Source organism: Sphingomonas pituitosa NBRC 102491 (assembly GCF_001598435.1).
GTDB classification, from domain to species: Bacteria; Pseudomonadota; Alphaproteobacteria; order Sphingomonadales; family Sphingomonadaceae; genus Sphingomonas; species Sphingomonas pituitosa.
In genome coordinates this window covers 143026-161878 of the sequence record NZ_BCYY01000008.1, presented here as the reverse complement: position 1 = coordinate 161878, position 18853 = coordinate 143026, and the positions used below count along the sequence as shown (strand labels likewise).

20 protein-coding genes and 1 other RNA gene are annotated in these 18853 nt (G+C 67.8%); 8 read left to right on the top strand and 13 right to left on the bottom strand.

Translation table 11 applies throughout. The annotated features are described in order from the left end of the window. Positions 1-126 precede the first annotated feature (126 nt). Positions 127-1068, bottom strand: a complete 942-nt coding sequence (locus tag SPI01S_RS09115) for a DapH/DapD/GlmU-related protein (RefSeq protein WP_157084617.1) — start codon at positions 1066-1068, stop codon at positions 127-129. A gap of 30 nt (positions 1069-1098) precedes the next feature. Between SPI01S_RS09115 and SPI01S_RS09110 the strand changes: the two genes are divergently transcribed. Further along, positions 1099-3354, top strand: a complete 2256-nt coding sequence (locus SPI01S_RS09110; protein WP_066721367.1) for a glycosyltransferase — start codon at positions 1099-1101, stop codon at positions 3352-3354. Here the strand turns inward: SPI01S_RS09110 and SPI01S_RS09105 are convergent. The 4 genes from SPI01S_RS09105 to SPI01S_RS09090 all read right to left on the bottom strand — a co-directional run bounded on the left by SPI01S_RS09105 (position 3351) and on the right by SPI01S_RS09090 (position 7673). After that, a complete protein-coding gene (locus SPI01S_RS09105; RefSeq protein ID WP_066721365.1) occupies positions 3351-4370 on the bottom strand; it encodes a glycosyltransferase family 4 protein in 1020 nt (339 codons plus the stop codon). The genes SPI01S_RS09110 and SPI01S_RS09105 overlap by 4 nt on opposite strands. A 130-nt stretch (positions 4371-4500) precedes the next feature. Then, a complete protein-coding gene (locus SPI01S_RS09100) occupies positions 4501-6084 on the bottom strand; it encodes an alpha-amylase family glycosyl hydrolase (RefSeq protein ID WP_066721363.1) in 1584 nt (527 codons plus the stop codon). Between the two features lie 127 nt (positions 6085-6211). Beyond that, on the bottom strand, positions 6212-7327 hold the full coding sequence (locus tag SPI01S_RS09095) for a glycoside hydrolase family 130 protein (RefSeq protein ID WP_066721361.1): 1116 nt from the start codon (positions 7325-7327) through the stop codon (positions 6212-6214). A gap of 37 nt (positions 7328-7364) precedes the next feature. Further along, the gene (locus tag SPI01S_RS09090; protein WP_066721359.1) at positions 7365-7673 is read right to left on the bottom strand and encodes a chorismate mutase; all 309 of its coding nucleotides are present in this window, start codon (positions 7671-7673) and stop codon (positions 7365-7367) included. Between the two features lie 79 nt (positions 7674-7752). Here SPI01S_RS09090 and SPI01S_RS09085 point away from each other — a divergent pair, with 79 nt between their 5' ends. After that, on the top strand, positions 7753-8766 hold the full coding sequence (locus SPI01S_RS09085) for a polyprenyl synthetase family protein (protein ID WP_066721357.1): 1014 nt from the start codon (positions 7753-7755) through the stop codon (positions 8764-8766). 81 nt (positions 8767-8847) lie between these two features. On the opposite strand, the gene SPI01S_RS09080 is transcribed toward SPI01S_RS09085, so the two are convergent. After that, the gene (locus SPI01S_RS09080) at positions 8848-9063 is read right to left on the bottom strand and encodes a hypothetical protein (RefSeq protein WP_066721354.1); all 216 of its coding nucleotides are present in this window, start codon (positions 9061-9063) and stop codon (positions 8848-8850) included. A gap of 60 nt (positions 9064-9123) precedes the next feature. Between SPI01S_RS09080 and hrpB the strand changes: the two genes are divergently transcribed. The 3 genes from hrpB to SPI01S_RS23315 are packed head-to-tail and all read left to right on the top strand — an operon-like array spanning position 9124 to position 12123. Further along, a complete protein-coding gene (gene hrpB, locus SPI01S_RS09075; RefSeq protein ID WP_066721351.1) occupies positions 9124-11574 on the top strand; it encodes an ATP-dependent helicase HrpB in 2451 nt (816 codons plus the stop codon). A gap of 11 nt (positions 11575-11585) precedes the next feature. Next, entirely contained in the window at positions 11586-11867 is a 282-nt protein-coding gene (locus tag SPI01S_RS09070) for an ETC complex I subunit (protein WP_066721348.1), read from the top strand. After that, positions 11779-12123, top strand: a complete 345-nt coding sequence (locus SPI01S_RS23315; RefSeq protein WP_084253339.1) for an excalibur calcium-binding domain-containing protein — start codon at positions 11779-11781, stop codon at positions 12121-12123. Before SPI01S_RS09070 ends, SPI01S_RS23315 begins: the two co-directional genes overlap by 89 nt. 6 nt (positions 12124-12129) lie before the next feature. Here the strand turns inward: SPI01S_RS23315 and SPI01S_RS09060 are convergent, their stop codons facing one another. Genes SPI01S_RS09060 through SPI01S_RS09040 form a run of 5 tightly spaced genes read right to left on the bottom strand, consistent with a single transcriptional unit; the run spans position 12130 to position 15322 of the window. Next, the gene (locus SPI01S_RS09060; protein WP_066721345.1) at positions 12130-12660 is read right to left on the bottom strand and encodes an NUDIX hydrolase; all 531 of its coding nucleotides are present in this window, start codon (positions 12658-12660) and stop codon (positions 12130-12132) included. A gap of 10 nt (positions 12661-12670) precedes the next feature. Further along, positions 12671-13342: a TPM domain-containing protein gene (locus SPI01S_RS09055; RefSeq protein WP_066721344.1), complete on the bottom strand. Its 672-nt coding sequence runs from the start codon at positions 13340-13342 to the stop codon at positions 12671-12673. Positions 13343-13344: 2 nt separating this feature from the next. Continuing rightward, a complete protein-coding gene (locus tag SPI01S_RS09050) occupies positions 13345-14229 on the bottom strand; it encodes a TPM domain-containing protein (RefSeq protein WP_066721343.1) in 885 nt (294 codons plus the stop codon). Further along, positions 14229-14705 carry a TPM domain-containing protein gene (locus SPI01S_RS09045; protein ID WP_066721342.1) on the bottom strand — a complete coding sequence of 159 codons (477 nt, stop codon included), beginning with the start codon at positions 14703-14705 and terminating at the stop codon, positions 14229-14231. The genes SPI01S_RS09050 and SPI01S_RS09045 overlap by 1 nt, the downstream gene beginning before the upstream one ends. Before the next feature lie 26 nt (positions 14706-14731). After that, on the bottom strand, positions 14732-15322 hold the full coding sequence (locus tag SPI01S_RS09040; RefSeq protein WP_066721340.1) for a LemA family protein: 591 nt from the start codon (positions 15320-15322) through the stop codon (positions 14732-14734). 146 nt (positions 15323-15468) lie between these two features. Between SPI01S_RS09040 and mscL the strand changes: the two genes are divergently transcribed. Beyond that, on the top strand, positions 15469-15927 hold the full coding sequence (gene mscL, locus SPI01S_RS09035) for a large conductance mechanosensitive channel protein MscL (protein ID WP_066721338.1): 459 nt from the start codon (positions 15469-15471) through the stop codon (positions 15925-15927). Here the strand turns inward: mscL and SPI01S_RS09030 are convergent. Further along, a complete protein-coding gene (locus SPI01S_RS09030; protein ID WP_066721336.1) occupies positions 15924-16355 on the bottom strand; it encodes an RrF2 family transcriptional regulator in 432 nt (143 codons plus the stop codon). The two genes, mscL and SPI01S_RS09030, sit on opposite strands and share 4 nt — an antisense overlap. Positions 16356-16414: 59 nt before the next feature. Between SPI01S_RS09030 and ssrA the strand changes: the two genes are divergently transcribed. Further along, positions 16415-16759, top strand: a transfer-messenger RNA (tmRNA) gene (ssrA, locus tag SPI01S_RS09025). Between the two features lie 50 nt (positions 16760-16809). Here the strand turns inward: ssrA and SPI01S_RS09020 are convergent. Further along, positions 16810-17961 (bottom strand): glycosyltransferase family 4 protein, encoded by a 1152-nt coding sequence (locus SPI01S_RS09020; protein ID WP_066721334.1) that lies wholly within the window; start codon positions 17959-17961, stop codon positions 16810-16812. A 176-nt stretch (positions 17962-18137) separates the two neighbouring features. Here SPI01S_RS09020 and SPI01S_RS09015 point away from each other — a divergent pair, with 176 nt between their 5' ends. Beyond that, positions 18138-18842: a fatty acid desaturase CarF family protein gene (locus SPI01S_RS09015; protein ID WP_066721332.1), complete on the top strand. Its 705-nt coding sequence runs from the start codon at positions 18138-18140 to the stop codon at positions 18840-18842. Positions 18843-18853 lie beyond the last annotated feature (11 nt).

Sequence of the window (18853 nt, the reverse complement as noted above, 5' to 3'; positions counted from 1 at the left end):
TCTTTGATGGGACAGCGCTTTGCCGCCGCAGATCGCGATGGCAGCATAGCGGGGGAGGCAAGGGTACGGAAGAAATCACGTGCCGGCGATCGGCACGCCCCGCAGGTTCTCGGGCCGCGCGCAAGCCTATGCGTGCGGCGGGTTCCCGGCGGACTTGAACCGCGTGCGTGAGTGGACGAGGGTTCGCGCCGGCAAGGCGATGCTGCCCGGCGGCATGTCGCGCCGCACCACCACATTGGCCCCGATCCGGCAATTGTCGCCGATGGTGACGCCGGCCGAGACCAGGGCGCCGGATCCGATCAGGCAGCCGGTCCCGATGATCACGTCGCTCGAGATCATCGCCTGGGGCAGAATCGCGGAAAAGTCGCCGATACGCGCCCTGGCGCCGATCGAGTTGTGCGTGAAGAGATGCACGTGACGACCGATTTGCGCATCGGTGACCAGCGAGAACGGCCCGATATAGCTCCCTTCTCCGATCGCGGCATATTCCGACACGACGGCGTTCGGAAAGGCAAAGCTGGGCCAGCGGCACTGCGCCACTGCGGGTCGCGCGCGCACCGCGCGGGCGATCTCCGGATCGGTGATGGTCAGGAAGGCGTCGAGGGCTTCGCCCGCGATGCCGTCGATCGTCTCCACCGCCTTGCCCAGAACGGTGCCGGGCGCTGCATCGTCCACGACATACCGGACGTCCACGCCCGCAGCCTCGAAGATGCCCATCAGGTTATGGGCGTTCCGTCCTGCGCCGACGAATACGATGCTCGGCGCGGCAGGTCTGAGCGGCGACGTCGCTCCGGGGCGGCGATGCGAGGTGATGTCGATGTCTTTGCCGGTGACAGCGGGGTGCGGCGCCATGGATTCGAGTGCCCGTTCGACTGAAAGGTTGCGTACTGCGGTAGCAAAGCGGCGAGGGCCGTCGCAGCGTGCGGTGTACGATCGGCGTGTCGCCAGCACAACCTGCAGTTCATCGCAGGGCTGGCCGTATCCGTCGGCAGCACGTTGTCCCCCCGGGCCTTTTCCGCCGCGAGCAGAGCAGATTTCGGACTTGGGAAACGCGCTCCGTTCGGCCATCACGCCGGGCAGCACGGCAAGGGGCGGGACATGATCGTCATTCTGACATACGGAAAAATCTACACGACATCGCTGATCGAGATGATGACCTCGATGTTCCCCGGCGACGTCTTCTCCTCACACGTGCTGCAACCCGCCTATCCGCAGCTGATCGAGGCGTATGGCCTTGCCAGCGAAACCGACCTTTCCGGCCTGCGCCATACCACCACCAACCACCGCATTCGGCAGCGGCTCGAACGGGCGGAGCGCACGGGCGAGACGGTGACGTTCCTCACCGGCGTCCGGGACCCCGTCACGCGCAGCCTGTCGGTCGCGATGCAGCTCTATGCGGAGCTCTTCCGGCACGAGGGGGACGCGGAGAGGGACGATGCGGAGATCGCCCGCAGGATCGGCGCGGAGATTGCGGATCTCTGGCAGAATGACACGATAGGCGAAGACCCCCGGCGCCGCCTGGCCGAGGCGACGATCCGCTATCCGCTCACCTGGTTCGAGCAGGAGCTCGCCGAGCCGTTCGGCTTCGACCTGTTCGGTACGCCTTTCGACGCGAGCAACGGCTATTCGGTCTTCACGAACGGCAACAAGCGGCTGCTGCTGTTCCGCTACGAGAACGGTGCGGACGCGGTCGAGCGTGGTCTGTGCGAGCTGTTCCCCGGCCATGCGTTCCGGCTGCCGCATGCCAATGACGGCGATGCCAAGCACACCGCGTCGATCTACCGGCATCTGCGGGAATGTTTCCGCATGCCGCGCGCGGCGCTGGAAGCGATCTACCGGCACCCGGCCGTCGCGCACTTCTACGACGAGGCGCATCGCGAAGCGGCCATCGCGCGCTGGGCGGGCGAACCGCCCGCCGATTCGGCGTCGATCCCGATCGTGCACGACAATCGCATCTCGCCCCCTCTGCGCGCGACGGTGCTGATCCCGCTCTACAACAACGCGGCGTTCATCGGTGCGCAGCTCGACAGCATCTTCGCGCAGTGGCGTCCGGACCTGGAGCTTCTGGTGGTGGACGACGCGTCCACCGATGGCGGGCTCGAGATCGTTCTCGACAAGCTCGCCGGCCGTCCCGACATCGTGGCTACCATCCTCCGCCACGAGTCGAACTGCGTGCATGCGACGCTGCACGACATCGCGAAGCACGCACGGGGGACGGTCATCATCCAGGCAGACAGCGACGACATCATGCTGCCCGGCCGAATCGAGACGACGCTGCGGGTGTTCGAGGAGGACCGGCGGTGCCGCCTCGTCACCGGCAATGCCCTGATGATCTCGGACACCGGCCTGCCGCTCGGCTTGTATGACTCCGACCCCGAAGCCGGCACCATCACGCGGCCGGACGACACCGTCCGGAAATGGGGCTCGCGCTGGATCGGCGCGACCTCGGCCTATCACCGCTCGGTCATCGATGCGTTCGAGCCGGTCGATCCGGAACTGTGTCCCTATGGCTTCGACTGGCTGACCCCGCTGCGTGCGACGTTGCTGGGAACCCACCACCACCTGGCCGAGCCGCTGGTCGCTTGGCGACAGCACCGCAACAACTCCCATCGGTTGACGGGGTCGCTCAGCAGCCACCTCCAGCACCAAGAGCGCAACGTGGCCAACGAGCTGATGGGGATGGCCCAGCGGATCCGCGACGTCCGCTGGGTCCAGGAGCATCGCTATGTCCCGGACGCCGACATGCTCGACGACGCGCTGGCGCTTTCCGAATCGCTCTTCTTTCGCACCTTCGAGGGCTGGGCGCGGCTGCGCAGCAAGATGCAGGCGGCGATCAGCGAAGGCGCGGTCTCGTTCCATGATCAGCGCGGGATACGGCCGCCCCCCGGCGTGCCTACCATCATGACGTTGTCGCCTGGTCAGCGGTACAGGATCGGGCGGGGGGAGCCGCTGGCGAGCGCGCTGACAGCGTGGAACGGCTTTCACGCCATCGAGGAGGGCCACGTCTGGACGTCACGTTGCGCGGCGTTCGCGTTCCGGATCGCCGATCCTGCCGTCAACGCGCTGGCGATCACGCTCGGCGGCTCCTTGTTTTTTCCGCCGCAAACGGCGCTCGTGTCGATCAATCTGGACGCGCCGGTACGGATCGACCTGCCCGGGGACGGGGGGGCAACGCATGAAATACCCTGGGAGCGCGCGCGGGTCGGCAGCCTGCCGTGGAGCGATGATATCGTCGTCGTGACCATTTCCGTGCCCACGGCGGACAAGCCGGTGAACCTGTGGCCCGAATATCCGGACGCGCGCACCCTCGGTGCGGCACTGTTCGCGCTGGAGCCGATCATCCGCCAAGCCTAGGCGGCGGATCGGGCCCCGAGGATACGGTGGTAAAGCGCGATGTATTTGTCGGCCATTGCCTCGACCGAGAATCGCGCTTCTACCGCGCGGCGGCAGGCGGCCCGGTCGATTCCGTCGACCCGCACCACCGCCGCCGCCGCCTCGTCCGCGGACTGGAGCAGCCGTCCCGACACGCCGTCGTCGATCAGCTCGGGCATCGAGCCGCGCCGCACCGCGATCACCGGCGTGCCGCATGCCATCGCCTCGATCACCGACAGGCCGAAAGGCTCGTCGAAATTGATCAGGTGGAGCAGCGCGCGGGCTTGGCCGAGCGCACGGACGCGTTCCTCGCCGCCGACCGCACCGTGATGGACGATGCGGTCGTTCAGGTGCGGCTGGACCGCGCGTTCGAAATAGCCCTGGTCCTGGATGATGCCGTAGAGGTTCAGCCGGCGGCCGGTGGCCTGGGCGACGGCGATCGCCTCGGCCGCGCCCTTGTCCGGATGCATGCGGCCGAAGAAGAGCAGGTCGTCGCTGCCCGCCGCGTCGAAGGCGAATTCGTCGAGCCGGATGCCGTGGTGGATCGTCGCGGCATAGCGCAGTGCCGGATGCCGGTCGGCATCGGAGATCGCGACATAGTGCACCCGGTCCTCGAACGGCTTGTACATCGGCAGGATGCGTTCGGAGGAGAAGCCGTGGATCGTCGTCACCATCGGCGTGTCGATCAGCGGCGCGTAGGCATGGGCGGGGAAATCGGCCTGGTTGTGGATCAGGTCGAACTCCGATGCGCGGGCGAAGAGGTGCGACTGATGGGCATATTCCCACACTTTCGCATCGATCGCCGGATCCTCCTCATAGCCACGCGGCACCACGCCGTCGAGGCGGGCGGTGGTGACCGAATCCTGCGTGGCGAACAGGGTGACGTCGATGCCCTTGGCGACCAGCGCTTCGGTGAGCAGGCTCGTCACCAGCTCCCACGGGCCATAATGGCGCGGCGGCGTGCGCCACGCGATCGGCGCGAGCATGGCGATCTTCATGCGGCCACGCTTTTAGCTGTGTTCGCGGGCACCTCCCCGCCGTGCCCCTGGGAAAGCAGGGACCCAGGGTTGGAGAGCGAATCGCTTGTGGCACTGGGCCCCTGCTTTCGCAGGGGCACGGGGAGGGTGGTCATGCGAGCAGGATGCCTTGGTTCGGGGCGAGGGGGAGGGGGGTGCCCTCCACGCGGAGGTCGTGACCTGGCGTGGTGAGGACCGGCGCCAATGCGGCGGCCCAGTCCGGCAGCGCCAGCGTCTGCGGGGAGTCCGACAGGTTGAGCGCCACCAGCACGCGCTCCTCACCATGACGCCGCTCATAAGCCAGCACCGCGCCGTCGCTCGACACCGCATGCCAGCTGCCGACCGACAGCGCGGGATGCGTGCGCCGCAGCTGGAGCAGTGTGCGGGTGAAGGACAGCATCGAATCCGGATCGTCGCGTTGCGCCATCACGTTGCGCGTCGCCCAGTCGGGGTTGAGCGGCAGCCACGGCTCCACCGTGCTGAACCCGGCATGGGCGCTCGCGTCCCACGGCATCGGCGTGCGGACTTCGTCGCGGTTGAAGGCGGTGTCGGGTTCGCGCAGCGCTTGGGGATCGCGCACGCGATCGGGCGGAATCTGCACATTGGCGATGCCCAGCTCGTCGCCCTGGTAGAGCGTCGGCGTGCCGCGCAGGGTGAGCAGCAGCATCATCGCCACCGGCGCCTGGTCGGGGCCCACCCGCGAGGCGACGCGCGGCTTGTCATGGTTGCCCAGCACCCAGTTGGGCCAGCCGTCCGCCGGCAGCGCGCCCTCATAGTCGGCGATCAGCCGCGCCAGCGCAGCCGCATCCCAGCGCGCATCGAGCAGGTGGAAGTTGAAGGGCAGGTGCACGCCGTTCCCGGTCTCACCGTAATAGGCGACGAGGCGCGGGATCGGCAGATAGATCTCGCCGATCAGCACGCGTTCGGGATAGCCATCGGCCACTTCGCGCATCGCGGCGATGATCTCGGCCATTTCGGGCTGGTCGGCGGAATGGACCGGGAGCAGCCGGTCGATGTCCTGCATCCCCGCGCGCCACTCCGGATTGGCCGGGTTGTCGGGAAAGTCGGGGTGCTTGATCGCCAGCCACAGCACATCGATGCGAAAGCCGTCGACGCCACGCTCGAACCAGAAGCGCATCGCATCGAGCATCGCCGCGCGCAGATCGGGGTTGCGCCAGTTGAGCTCGGGCTGTTCCTTCAGGAACTGGTGGAGATAATATTGGCCGCTGGTCTCGTCCCACTGCCAGGCGCTGCCGCCGAAGAAGCTCTGCCAGTTATTGGGTGGCCCGCCATCGGCGGCGGCATCGCGCCAGATATACCAGTCGCGCTTGCGGCTCGCGCGCGAGCCGCGGCTTTCGAGGAACCAGGGGTGTTCGCTCGAGCTGTGGTTGGGCACGAAATCGAGCAGCAGCTTGAGGCCGCGGGCGTGCGCCGCGTCGCGAAGCGCGTCGAAGTCGGCGAGGGTGCCGAAGCGCGGGTCGATCCCGCAATAATCGGCCACGTCATAACCGAAATCGGCCATCGGCGAGGGGAAGATCGGCGACAGCCACACCGCGTCGATGCCGAGATCGACCAGATAGTCGAGCCGCGCCGTTACCCCCGCCAGATCGCCGATCCCATCGCCGTTCGAGTCGTTGAACGAGCGTGGATAGACCTGATAAATCACGCCCTTCTGCCACCAGAGAGGTTCGGTCATTGACCTTTCTCCAATATCGCTCGTTCCCCTGCGAAAGCATGGGGCCAGGGCCACAGGCGATTCGCTCTCCAACCCTGGGCCCCTGCTTTCGCAGGGGAACGCGGGTGCGTAGAGGCACGGGAAGGGCTCACCGGAAGCGCGCCTTCGGGATGTGCGTGATCCGGCAGGCCAGATCCGCCTCGCCGCTCGCGACGATGTAGCGGTCGCCGGCGTCGACGAGTCCCGTGGTGAACACCACCGGCGTCGGCAGATAGAGCTGGTGGGCGATGTCGGTGGTCAGCGCGGGATTGGCCTCGAGCAGCGGCACGATGTCTTCCTGCCGCAGGATCACGCTGGGATCGTCGCGATCGAGCAGCGCCCAGAAGCTGCGGTAAATGCCCACCGCATCGCGCTTCTCGACGCCGTGGTAGAGCAGCAGCCAGCCTGCATCGGTAAGGATTGGCTGGCTGCCGCCGCCGATACGCTGGTTCGAGGTCGAGCCCTTGCGCGCGCGGATGCCCGGCTGGTCGAGCGGTTTCCAGTGCAGTCCGTCGGGCGAGCGGGCGAGGTGGATCGACGGGCCGCCGAGCCATGGGGAATCGTCGGGATAGGCGAAATAGACTTCGCCGAGCGGTCGGGTGAGCGCGTGGAAGAAGCCGCCGATCCGCCCCTCGAACAGGATCATGTCCTTGTTCTGGTGATCTAGCACGATGCCGAGCAATTCCCAGTCCAGGCCGTTCGCCGACCGGTACATGGCGGTGCAGTGCCGCTCCGCCGAGACGCCGCACACCGTCATCCAGTAGCTGCCGTCGATCCGCGTGATCCGCGCATCTTCCACGCCGTATTCGAGATAGCTGGCCGAAGGTGCGATCGCCTTGTCGTGATGGACCGCCACCACCGTGCGGCCATCGGCGTCCAGCTCCACCGGCAGCAGCCAGGAAAGCGAGGTGAGGCCGAGCAGCCGGGGATTGCGGTCCTTCAGCGCGAACTGGCGCGGATCTGTCATGTCGAGGCCGGCGACGGGATGGGCGTCGAGCACATAGCCCGACGGCGTCCAGCGAATTGCGCGGGCATGGCCGTCCACGACTGGATCCCGCAGCGCCTCCGCCACGCGCACCATCAGCAGCAAATTGCCGTTCGGCAGCCGCGCAAAGCCGGGATTGAAGGCGCCGAGGACATAGGTCGCCGCGTCCACGCCGCGGCGCAACGGCGAGCGGGTCAGGTCGACATCGTCGGGCCGGAAGATCAGATAATCGTCGCTCAAGCGCTTGCCCCCATGGGTATCACGCCCAGCAACGGAGTCAGGCCCCAGCAGTTCCGGGCGCGGTTCCGGCTTGCTGGGCCTGCTGGTGGTGCCGGATCACCTCGTCGATGATGAAGCGCAAGAATTTCTCGGAAAACTCCGGGTCGAAGTCCGCGTCCTGCGCCAGCGCGCGCAGCCGGGCGATCTGTGCCTCCTCCCGTCCGGGATCGGCCGGGGGCAGCCCGGCCTCGGCCTTGTAGCGCCCCACCGCCTGGGTCACCTTGAACCGCTCGGCGAGCATGAAGACGAGCGCGGCATCGATATTGTCGATGCTCTGGCGAAAGCGGGTCAGCGTCGCGTCGGTCATGGAATCCCTTTTGCCGCTGCGGCACGGCCATGCAAGCACTCTTGCCTTTGCAGGGCACAAAGGCCAGAGGCACGAGCATATGAGCGCAACCGTCCACCGCCTGGGGTCGCGAACCCAGCCCTCGCTCGATCCGATCATGGCGCTGGTCGCCCAGGACATGAACCTGGTCAACGCGGTGATCCTCGATCGCATGCAGTCGGAAATCCCGCTGATCCCGGAGCTTGCCGGCCACCTGATCGCCGGCGGCGGCAAGCGGATGCGGCCGATGCTGACCCTCGCGAGCGCCCGGCTGCTCGGCTATGCGGGCACGCGGCACCACAAGCTGGCCGCGGCGGTGGAGTTCATCCACACCGCGACGCTGCTGCATGACGATGTGGTCGACAGCTCGGACCTGCGCCGCGGCCGCCGCACTGCCAACATCATCTGGGGCAACCCGGCAAGCGTGCTGGTCGGCGACTTCCTGTTCAGCCGCTCGTTCGAGCTGATGGTCGAGGCGGAGAGCCTCAAGGCGCTGCACATCCTGTCGAACGCCAGCGCGGTAATCGCCGAGGGCGAAGTGAACCAGCTGACTGCCGTCCGCCGGATCGATCTGTCCGAGGACCGCTATCTCGACATCATCGGCGCCAAGACCGCCGCGCTGTTCGCCGCCGCCTGCCGCATCGCGGGCGTGGTGGCCGAGCGGCCCGAAACGGAAGAGCTGGCGCTCGACGCCTATGGCCGTAATCTCGGCATCGCCTTCCAGCTGGTCGACGACGCGATCGACTATATCTCGGACGCGTCGACCATGGGCAAGGACGCCGGCGACGATTTCCGCGAAGGCAAGATGACGCTGCCGGTGATCCTCGCCTATGCCCGCGGCAACGAGGCGGAACGCGCTTTCTGGAAGGAAGCGATTTCGGGCCGCCGCATCTCGGACGAGGATTTCGCCGAGGCGATCCGGCTGGTGCGCAGCTGCCGCGCGGTGGACGACACGCTGGCGCGTGCCCGCCATTACGGCCAGCGCGCGATCGATGCGCTGGGCGGCTTCCGCGCCTGCGAGGCGAAGGACGCAATGGTCGAAGCCGTCGAGTTCGCGGTGGCGCGCGCCTACTGACGCGCGCCGACCGGAGCATTTTCAAGTGGATCGCTTGCGATCCACGACTGGGAAAATGCGACCGTCAAAAGCTGCCGGCGGTTATTCGTCGGTCGTCTTTTCTTCTTCGTCCTCATCGACGGCTAGGGCGTCTTCCTCGTCGCTGTCGAGCACATCTTCTATGGCTTCCACGATCAGGTCGAGCTGTTCATAGCTCGCTGCCATCTCGATGGTTTCGCCGTCCTCGTCTTCCAGATGCAGCGTGTAGTCGCCGTCGCTGTCCGGGGTGATGGTGAACTGGGAAAGGATTCGTGCCATGTCGCGCTCCTCTGGCGGTGAGTCCGCCTAACCACGCTTGTCTCGAATGGTTGCAGCCCGATGACGTCCTCCCTGCCGATCCACGCCGTTTTGCCGGCGCTGCTCGATGCGCTGAGGGCGCAAAGCAACGCCGTGCTGGTCGCGCCGCCGGGTGCGGGCAAGACGACGGCCGTGGCGCCGGCGCTGCTCGGCGAGGCCTGGTGTGACGGCGAGATCCTGCTGCTTTCCCCCCGCAGGCTGGCCGCCCGCGCGGCGGCGGAGCGGATGGCGGCGCTGGCGGGCGAGGGCGTCGGCAAGACCTTCGGCTATGCCACACGCATGGATTCGAAGCGTTCGGCGGCAACGCGGGTGACGGTCGTCACCGAGGGAATTTTCGTCAACCGCATCCAGGCCGACCCCGAGCTTGCCGGCGTGTCGGCCGTGCTGTTCGACGAGGTCCATGAGCGCAGCCTCGACAGCGATTTCGGCCTGGCATTGGCGCTCGACGCGCAGGGCGCGCTCCGGCCGGACCTGCGAATCGTCGCGATGTCGGCAACTCTCGACGGCAGCCGCTTCTCCGGGCTGATGGGCGGGGCGCCGGTAGTGGAGAGCGAAGGCCGCAGCCATCCGCTGGCGCTGCGCCATCTCGGCCGGGCGGCGGAGGCGCGGATCGAGGACAGCGTGGCGGCGGCGGTGCGCCAGGCGCTGCGCGAGGAGGGCGGGGGCATCCTCGCCTTCCTGCCCGGCGTCGCCGAGATCGAGCGGACGGCCGAACGGCTGGGCGACATCGGCGGCGCGGTGCTCCATCGGCTGCACGGCAGCCTCGACCCCGCCGCCCAGCGCGCCGCGATCGCGCCCGATCCGGACGGGCGCCGCAAGATCGTGCTGGCGACCTCGATCGCGGAGACCTCGCTGACGCTCGACGGGATTCGGGTGGTGGTCGATTCGGGGCTGGCGCGGCGGCCTCGCTACGACCGCGCGGCGGGGGTGACCCGGCTGGTCACCGAACGCGCCAGCCAGGCTGCGGTGACGCAGCGCGCCGGCCGCGCCGCGCGGCAGGGGCCGGGCACCGCCTACCGGTTGTGGGAAGAGGCGGCGACGGCGGGGTTGCCGCGTTTCGATCCGCCCGAGATCCTGGAAGCCGACCTCTCCGCGCTGATGCTCGACTGCGCGCTCTGGGGCGTCACCGATCCCCGCCAGCTCGCCTGGCTCGATCCGCCGCCCGAGGCCGCCATCGCCGAGGCGCGGGCGCGGCTGGGCGCGCTGGAGGCGATCGATCCGGACGGTCGCCCGACCGAGCACGGCAAGGCGATCGCTCGCCTGCCGCTGCCGCCTCGCCTCGGGCACATGCTGGTGCGTGCGAGCGAGCGTGGCATGGCGCGGACCGCGGCCGAGGTGGCGGTGCTGCTCGGCGAGCGCGGGCTGGGCGGCAGCGATGCGGACCTCGAACTGCGTCTCCGCCGGTGGAAGGGCGAACGCGGCCAGCGGGCGGAGAATGGGCGAAGGCTGGCGGAGCGGTGGACCAAGCTGGTCGGACGCGGCGGGGAACCAAGGGGCGGGGAAGAGGCGGTCGCCCTCTGCGTCGCACTCGCCTTTCCGGACCGTGTGGCAAAGCGCCGCGATTCCTCCGGCGAGACCTGGGCATCGGTGGGCGGGCGCGGGTTCAAGCTCGATCCGGCCTCGCCGCTGGCCCGCGCCGAATGGCTGGCGGTGGCGGAAACGCAGGGCATGGCCGCAGGCGCGCGCATCCTTTCTGCCGCGTCGATCGACGCGGCCACGGTCGAGTCGTTGTTTGGCGATCGGATCGAGACCCGGCGCACCGTCACCTTCGATCCCGCCACCGGCCGCATCGAGGCGCTACGCGAACGCCGCCTCGGCGCGGTACGCCTTTCCGGCGGCAGTGATTCGAACGCGAGCCCGGACGAGATCGAATCGGCGCTGCTCGACGGCGTGCGGACCCATGGCCTGCACCTGCTCCCCTGGTCTGATACCGCGCAGGCGCTGCGCACCCGCGCCGCCTATGCCGGAATCGATGCACTGTCGGACGAAGCCCTGCTCGCCACGCTCGACGATTGGCTGCCCTCTGCGCTGGAGAGCAGGCGCCGGCTGGATGCGGTGCCGCCCGAGTCGCTCACCCAAGCGCTGCAGAACCTGCTCGGCTGGGACAGGCAGAAGACCCTCGATCGCCTCGCTCCTGCGCGGTTCGAGACGCCTGCCGGTTCCAGCCACGCGATCGACTATGCCGCTGAGGCGGGCCCCACGGTGGAGGTGCGCGTGCAGGCGCTGTTCGGCCTCGCCGAGCATCCGGTGATCGGCGGGCATGTGCCGCTGGTGCTCAGCCTCACCTCGCCGGCGGGGCGGCCGATCCAGACGACGCGCGATCTGCCCGGTTTCTGGAAGGGCAGCTGGGCCGCGGTGGCCAAGGAAATGCGCGGTCGCTATCCTCGGCATCCCTGGCCGGACGACCCCGCTGCGGCCTCCGCAACGCTACGGACGAAAAACGCTGATGCAAGGGCGCGCGGGGCGCGCTAAAGGGTGCTCCCATGAAGTCCGCTCGCATCTATCAGCGCGTCAAGAACGCGATGCAGTCCGGCCGCGCCCGGACCGACAACTGGGTTCTCGAGTTCGAGCCGCACACGCCGCAGCGGCCCGATCCGCTGACCGGCTGGGCCGGCGGCGGCGAGACCGCAAACCAGGTCCGCATCGCCTTCCCGACGCTGGAAGCGGCCAAGGAATATGCCGAGCGGGAAGGCTATGCCTATCACGTCGTGCCGGCGCCGCAGCGCAAGCTCAAGCTGCAGGCCTATGCGGACAATTTCCGCTAAGGCATTTCTTGCCGCGGCGATTTGCGGTTTTGTCCTGGTGCCGGTGGCGGAAGCTGCGAGCGGCCGCGGGGCCAAGGCCCGCCGCGCCAAAAGCGCTCGCCTCGTCGGTAGCCGCGCCATGGGCGGCGGAAGCGGCGCGATCTTTGCAAATTGCGCGGCGGCGCGTGCCGCCGGTGCGACGCCGATCCGCGTCGGCGACCCGGGATATAGTCGCCGCCTGGACCGCGATGGTGATGGAATCGCCTGCGAACGCTGAACGCCGCTAGCCGCCGCGCCCGAGCAGCGCGCCGCTGAGCAGCAGCAGCATCTTCACGTCTACGCCCATGCCTTGTGCGCGGCAGTCGGCGATGAACGCCGGCAGCTCGGCCATCGGCACATGGTGTACGTTGATGTCCTCGCCGTCCACGCCGCCGCCATTGCCGATGCGGGTGAGGCCGTGCGCGCGCACCAGCGTGAAGCTTTCGCTGACCATGCCGGGCGAGGCGAAATACTCGCCGAGCTCTTCCACGCGCTCGCAGGCATAGCCCGCTTCTTCCTCGAGCTCGCGACGGGCGGCGGCTTCGATCGTATCGCCCTCCTCGGTATCGCCAATCAGCCCGGCGGGCAGCTCGATAGAGCGGCGGCCCATCGGCACCCGATATTGGTCGACGAGGATCACCCGGTCCTCGTCGTCGATCGCGACGATTACGACGGCGCGGATGCTGCGCGCGCGGGAGACATACTCCCAGCGCCCCTGGCGGTGCACGGTGATCCACTTGCCTGCCCAGGGGGTCTCGATCGGTTCGTCGGTCATTCCGAAGGCCTTAAAGCTCGATCAGTCGATCGGGAAGCTCATTCACGTCGTCGGCGGCGCGCGGGAAATGCTCGGCCAGCACGATGCCGATCTGCGCGACGGCCGCCGCCATGCCCTCCGCCGCGCGCCCTTCCTTCACCTCGGCGAGCAGCGCCGCCATCGCCGCGCCCCACACTTCGGGCGTGACGCGCGAATGGATCGCCGAATCGGCGAGGATCTCGGCGCGATGCTCGGCCAGGCTGAGATAGAGCAGCACGCCGGTAGACCCGGTCGTCCGCTTCTCCGCCGCCGTGCGGAACAGCGCCAGCGCGCGGGCATGGACCCGCCGCGTCTTGGTCGAGCCGGGCGCCAGCGCGATCCGCAGCGCGTCCTTCGCCAGCGCGATGCGGACGAGAAGAAAGGTGAGCGCGGTCACCACCAACGCGGCGGTGAGATACCAGTGCGCCGGTACGGTCTGCGCCCAGGGATCGATCATCCGGCTGTGCAGCCATTCGATCGGCCCGGGCTGCCAGGCGAGCAGCGCCAGCACCAGCAGCATCGCCAGCACCGCCCATTGGAGGGCGACATCGGCATAATCGTCGGAGCGCCGGGCGAGGACCGTGACGATTTCCCCGCTGGTGGCCGATTCGGCTTGTTGCACCGCCTGCGCGACGCGTGCGCGGTCCTGATCGGTCAATCGCATCCTCACCAACTCCCCGAAGCCCCGCCGCCGCCGAACGACCCGCCGCCGCCGGAGAAGCCGCCACCGCCACCGCCGCCGCCCCCCCAACCGCCGCCGCCGCCGCCCCAGCCGCCATGGTCGTCATCATCATCATCACGATGGCTTGCGGCACGGCCGATCTCGTTCGCGATGGTCCACAGCACGATCGGCAGCATGCCGCTGTCGTTGTCGCGCGCGCGATAGGCCTGGCCGTCCCAGGGACCCGGCCGCCGCCGCCCGCCGAAGCGCGCGAGCATCGGAATGAGGATGACGACCGCGATGATGAACCAGAAGAGCAGCCCGATCGGCAGCCCGCCGCCCTGGCGCTTGCGCGCGGAGGATTTGGTCGCGGCATCCTGCGCCGCCTTGGCCTTCTGTTCGGCAGCCTCGAGCGGCTGCTGCATCTGTTCGCTGATCGCCTGCGCGCCGGCGACGATGCCGCCCGCCATGTCGCCGGCCTTGAACTTTGGGACGATGACATCGCGGATGATCTGGTTCGACAGCGCATCGGTCATGATCGGTTCGAGGCCATAGCCGACTTCGATCCGCACCTTGCGCTCGTTGGGCGCGACGATGAGGAGTATGCCGTTGTCGGCGCCCTTCTGCCCGATCCCCCAGGTGCGGCCGAGCTGGTAGCCATAATCGGCGATGTCATAGCCTTGCAGGTCCGGGATCGTAGCGACGACCAGCTGGCGGCTCGACGCCTTCTGCACCGCTTCCGACAGCTGGGTGAGCTGCGCCACCTGCTCCGGCGAGAGCAGGTGCGCGTCGTCGACCACCCGGCCTGTCAGCTTGGGGAAGGTGGGATCGGCCAGCGCCGGTAGCGGCGTCAGCACGAGCAGCGCCAGAAGGAAACGCAACAGGATCATCAGCTGATCTCACGAAGAATGGAGGTGACCGCGGCGTCGATGCCGCCGTTCCAGTTCTCGGCCCGGAAGCGGGGAATGACATCTCGATCGATGATCATCGCCGCTTCCGTGTCGGTGAGCGCGTTCTCGAGACCGAAGCCGACCTCGATCCGCACTTGTCTTTGGACAGGCGCGACTAGGAACAGCACGCCATCGTTGTAGAACGCGCGCCCGATACCCCAGGCGTTGGCGAGCCATCGGCTATACCCGCCGATGGTCTCGCCATCGAAGCCGCAGACCGTGACCACCACGACCTGGTGGTGGGTCGTCGCCTCGGCTTCGGCAAGCCGACGGGACAATGCCTGTGCTTGGACGGGTGTCAGCACGTTCGCTTCGTCCACGACGCGCCCGGCTTTTGCCGGCAGTTCCGGTCCGGCGCCGGCCGCGCGCGTCACCGGCGGCGCTGGCTCGAACGTGCCGCAGCCGTGCAGCAGCACGGCGCTCGCAAGGAGCGCCGCGTGGATCAGTTGCTGTTTCCGAAATTGACGGTCGGCGCGGTATCCGCACCGGCCTTGGCCTGGAACGGCGTCATCGGCTTGGCGCCGTAGAAGATCTTGGCGCCCACCGCGTCGGGGAAGGTGCGGATGCGGGTGTTATAGGCCTGCACCGACTGGTTATAGTCGCGGATCGAGATGGTGATCCGGTTTTCGGTGCCTTCGAGCTGGCTCATCAGCGTGGTGAAGTTGGCCTGGCTCTTGAGGTCGGGATAGGATTCCACGGTCGCGAGCAGGCGCGACAGCGAACCGCCCAGCTGCTGCTGCGCCGCCTGGAACTGCTGGACCTTGGCCGGATCGGTAAGATCATTGGCATTGACCTGCACCGAGGTCGCCTTCGCGCGGGCATCCATCACGTCGGTGAGGATCTTGCCCTCGGAAGCGGCTGCGCCCTTCACCGTTGCGACGAGGTTCGGCACCAGGTCGGCGCGGCGCTGATACTGCGCCTGCACGTCGGCCCACTTCGCCTTGGCATTTTCCTCGGCGGTGGGAACGCTGTTGAGCCCGCAGGCCGAGAGCGACAGAGCTGCGATCGGCACGAGTGCGGTACGAAACTTCATGGGGAAGCAACCTCCAAATCCCATCAACGGGGTGTCTTATACGACGCCTACACCGGCGGGAGGAAGCGAAATCGGACATCGGGGGGTTGGCGTCGGCACGCCACTTCGGCAAGGTCGCGAAGCCTTCGCAACGGGAGAGATGGCGAATGTTGAAGGAGTTCAGGTCGTTCATCGCGCGCGGTAACGTGCTCGATCTCGCGGTGGGCGTGATCATCGGCGCGGCGTTCGGCAACATCACCAAATCGCTTACCGACGACATGATCATGCCGCTGGTCGGCTGGATCTTCGGCGGCATCGATTTTTCGGGCTATTTCCTGCGGTTGGGTGCAATTCCGCCCAGCTATACGGGCTCGCCGTCCAATTATGCGGCTCTCAAGGCCGCGGGCGTGCCGCTGATCGGCTTCGGCGCGTTCGTCACGGTGGTGATCAACTTCCTGATCCTGGCGTTCATCGTCTTCCTGCTGGTGCGCACGGTGAACAAGATGATCGCCGCGGCCGAGCGCGACAAGGCGACCGGCGACGCGCCGCCTGCCGCCGATCCGGCCGATGTGGTGCTGCTGCGCGAGATTCGCGACGAGCTGAAGAAGCGCAACGGCGCGGCTTAGGCCGCCGCCAGTTCCTCCGCGGCGGCATCGGCCAGGCTGGTGCCGTCAAGGATGCGTGCCGTCTCGTCGCGCACGCGCGCCATCGCCCGGCGAATCGCGCAGGCGGCTTCGTCCTTGCAGTCATTGCACGGGCGATAGGCGGTGCGGCTGACGCAGGGGACCAGTGCCAGCGGGCCTTCGATCACCCGGATGATCTCGCCGAGCGAAATCAGGTGCGCGGGGCGGGCGAGGCGGTAGCCGCCCATCTTGCCGCGGGTGGAGACGAGGAAGCTCGCCTCGCGCAGGTCGGCGAGGATCAGTTCGAGGAATTTGCGCGGAACGTTCGCCTCCGCGGCGATGCGGTTCATCGGCACGGGCGCGCCGGCGATCGGCTGTTCGGCAAGGAAGAGCATTGCGCGGAGCGCGTAGCGGGAACGCTGCGTCAACATGATGCACTCTCCATGCCAACCGAATGGGGCCGTGTGAAGGCGCTTAATCCGTGCAACCTGACCTTTTCATTAAGCGCAAAGGCCCTATATAGGGTTTTGCCGGGTTCGCCCGGCTATGGCGATAAATTGCGGCGTAAAATAGATGCAGCGGACCCGGGGGCAGTACCCGGCGGCTCCACCACAAGGTGGTGTTTCTGGACACCGTTTCTGACGGGGCCGAACCAGGATCGACGTGTATTGAAAGGCGCTGTTTTCGCTCGGAATGGGACCACCGCAACGGCCCATTACACAAGTGCCAACGATAACGAAGCACTCGCTATTGCGGCGTAACCCCACGGCTTAACGGCCTAAGGTTATTCTAAAATGCGCGGTTCGGGCCACACCGGGCAACAGAAGTGGATTCCAGCGGCCGCCAGGGGGGCCGGGCAACAGAACCCCCTGGACCTTCTCCGTCCTAGAGGCCCGAGAGCCATGGCTCCACGGCGGCGAAATGGGCCTCCCAGCTGGGCATCACATAGCCTTGCACGCGCGCCAGCTGCGCCTCGCGGACGGCGCCTTCCTGCAGATGGTGCGCGATCGCTGCCAGCCAGGCTGCGCCATCGAGCGGATCGCAATAGATCGGCAGGTCGCCGGCCAGTTCGCGAAACACCGGCAGGTCGCTCGCCACCACCGGCGTGCCGACGCCGAGCGCCTCCACCACCGGCAGGCCGTACCCTTCGGCGAAGCTGGGCATCAGCAGCGCGCGGGCGCCGCGCAGATAGCCGGCGAGCGCCGTGTCCGCGCAATCCTCGATCACCTCGACATGGCCGGCGAGCATCGGCAACCGGTCGAGCATCGCCAGCGCCGTCTGGGCCTCCCAGCCGCGCTGGCCGATGATGATCAGCTTGGGGCAGGCGGCGGGCTTGTGCGTGATCAACCGGCGCCACAGCTGAAGCAGCAGGACGTGGTTCTTGCGCCCCTCGATCGTGCCGAGGGTCACGAAATAGGGGCGATCGAGCGCGATCGGCGGCGCGTCGGCCGGCAGCGGGTGGCCGCCGAGCAGCGCGGGCAGCATCGGCGGGCAGGTCTTGCCCTCGGCCGCGGCGAACGCGGCAAAGTCGTCGAGCGTCGCCTGCGAATTGCCGATGATGCCGGCGGCGCTGGCCAGCGCGTTCGCCATGCGGCGATGATGGCGGATATCCTCGCCCACCCGGCAGAATTCGGGATGGGTGAGCGGGATCAGGTCGTGGATGAGATAGACCGGCCGCACCTGGGCGCGCTGCGTCCAGGCGACGAGGCCGGTAGCGTCGAGCCCCGTATGGCCGACGTTGAGATAGAGCCGGTCGAGCCCGAGCTGCCCGCCCCGTTGCGCGACCACCGCCCGCATCGCCAGCCGCGGCGCGCGGGTGCGGAATTGCGGGCCGCCTTCGCGGATCAGCCGGAAGATCGCGTCGGACAGCGCGGGCGTGAGGATCTGGCGCAGATTGCCGCGCTGTACCACCGCCTGCGCCCGATCGGCGAAGTGATCGACATAGGCCAGGCACACCCGGTCGATCCCGGTCGGCAGGCGGCCGGTCCAGGTGCGCCAGATCAGACGACTGATGTCGATGAGAAGATCGCGCTGCATCGCTGTCGGCACTCAGTCTGCCGGACGGGATGGAAGTATTGCAAGGGCAAGCATGCTCACGATGCCCCGTCGCTTGCGCCCGCACTCCGGACAAATCAAGCCGTTGATGCACGACAATGCAATGCGTAGGACGCGCGGTAGCACCTGCCCGATGGGCGGAGACAAGTGAGATCCTGATGGCTCGACAGATTCTGATGCCGCTGTTCCTCGCATCGCTTGCGGCCAATCTGGTGGCGGCGCTGCTGGACCCCAGCTGGTGGGCGATTCCCGCGCTGCTTGCCGGCTGGTATGCTGCCGATCTCGCCTCGGGCCTCGTCCACATGTACATGGATTATCGGCCTACGCCGCCTGGCAAGGGACTCGACGCGCTCTATTTCTACCCCGGCTCGCGCGAATCCGATCACTACAAGGCGTTGTGGCGCGAGCGCATGGCCAAGGTGAGTCCGCTCGACCGGCTGGTCTATGACTTCAAGAACCATCACCCCCGCCCGGACGCGCTCGGCCGCCGCGATCTGTGGCGACTGATCGGCAGCACGGTGATCCTGGCGGCGCTGCCCTTTTCGGTGGTGCTCAACCTGCTGGCCTTTACCGGGCTGGTGCCGGGCTGGGCCGCGGCGGGCGGCGTGGCGCTGATCGCGGGGGGAGCGTTCGCGCAATATTTTCACGGGGCGCTCCACCGCGAGCAGAATCCGTGGATCGTCGTCGCGATGCGGCGGGTGGGGCTGCTGATGACCCCGGCGGCGCATCAGCTGCACCACGATACGTTGCAGCGCGATTTCGCGACCAATTGCGGCTGGTCGAACCCGCTGGTGAACCGCCTCTTCCTGGCGGGCCGGCGGCGCGGCTGGTTCGACGATGCGGGGCTCGAGCCGACCGCCTGAGCCGCGTCGAC

What these genes read in the sequence shown, in the direction of transcription:
- SPI01S_RS09060 (WP_066721345.1), bottom strand. Translation starts at nt 12,660, where the DNA reads ATGACCGACGAACCGATCGAGACCCCCTGGGCAGGCAAGTGGATCACC.
- SPI01S_RS09115 (WP_157084617.1), bottom strand. Translation starts at nt 1,068, where the DNA reads ATGGCCGAACGGAGCGCGTTTCCCAAGTCCGAAATCTGCTCTGCTCGC.
- SPI01S_RS09040 (WP_066721340.1), bottom strand. Translation starts at nt 15,322, where the DNA reads ATGAAGTTTCGTACCGCACTCGTGCCGATCGCAGCTCTGTCGCTCTCG.
- SPI01S_RS09100 (WP_066721363.1), bottom strand. Translation starts at nt 6,084, where the DNA reads ATGACCGAACCTCTCTGGTGGCAGAAGGGCGTGATTTATCAGGTCTAT.
- SPI01S_RS09030 (WP_066721336.1), bottom strand. Translation starts at nt 16,355, where the DNA reads ATGTTGACGCAGCGTTCCCGCTACGCGCTCCGCGCAATGCTCTTCCTT.
- SPI01S_RS09015 (WP_066721332.1), top strand. Translation starts at nt 18,138, where the DNA reads ATGGCTCGACAGATTCTGATGCCGCTGTTCCTCGCATCGCTTGCGGCC.
- SPI01S_RS09020 (WP_066721334.1), bottom strand. Translation starts at nt 17,961, where the DNA reads ATGCAGCGCGATCTTCTCATCGACATCAGTCGTCTGATCTGGCGCACC.
- SPI01S_RS09080 (WP_066721354.1), bottom strand. Translation starts at nt 9,063, where the DNA reads ATGGCACGAATCCTTTCCCAGTTCACCATCACCCCGGACAGCGACGGC.
- SPI01S_RS09085 (WP_066721357.1), top strand. Translation starts at nt 7,753, where the DNA reads ATGAGCGCAACCGTCCACCGCCTGGGGTCGCGAACCCAGCCCTCGCTC.
- SPI01S_RS09090 (WP_066721359.1), bottom strand. Translation starts at nt 7,673, where the DNA reads ATGACCGACGCGACGCTGACCCGCTTTCGCCAGAGCATCGACAATATC.
- mscL (WP_066721338.1), top strand. Translation starts at nt 15,469, where the DNA reads ATGTTGAAGGAGTTCAGGTCGTTCATCGCGCGCGGTAACGTGCTCGAT.
- SPI01S_RS09070 (WP_066721348.1), top strand. Translation starts at nt 11,586, where the DNA reads ATGAAGTCCGCTCGCATCTATCAGCGCGTCAAGAACGCGATGCAGTCC.
- SPI01S_RS09105 (WP_066721365.1), bottom strand. Translation starts at nt 4,370, where the DNA reads ATGAAGATCGCCATGCTCGCGCCGATCGCGTGGCGCACGCCGCCGCGC.
- SPI01S_RS09050 (WP_066721343.1), bottom strand. Translation starts at nt 14,229, where the DNA reads ATGATCCTGTTGCGTTTCCTTCTGGCGCTGCTCGTGCTGACGCCGCTA.
- hrpB (WP_066721351.1), top strand. Translation starts at nt 9,124, where the DNA reads ATGACGTCCTCCCTGCCGATCCACGCCGTTTTGCCGGCGCTGCTCGAT.
- SPI01S_RS23315 (WP_084253339.1), top strand. Translation starts at nt 11,779, where the DNA reads ATGCCGAGCGGGAAGGCTATGCCTATCACGTCGTGCCGGCGCCGCAGC.
- SPI01S_RS09055 (WP_066721344.1), bottom strand. Translation starts at nt 13,342, where the DNA reads ATGCGATTGACCGATCAGGACCGCGCACGCGTCGCGCAGGCGGTGCAA.
- SPI01S_RS09110 (WP_066721367.1), top strand. Translation starts at nt 1,099, where the DNA reads ATGATCGTCATTCTGACATACGGAAAAATCTACACGACATCGCTGATC.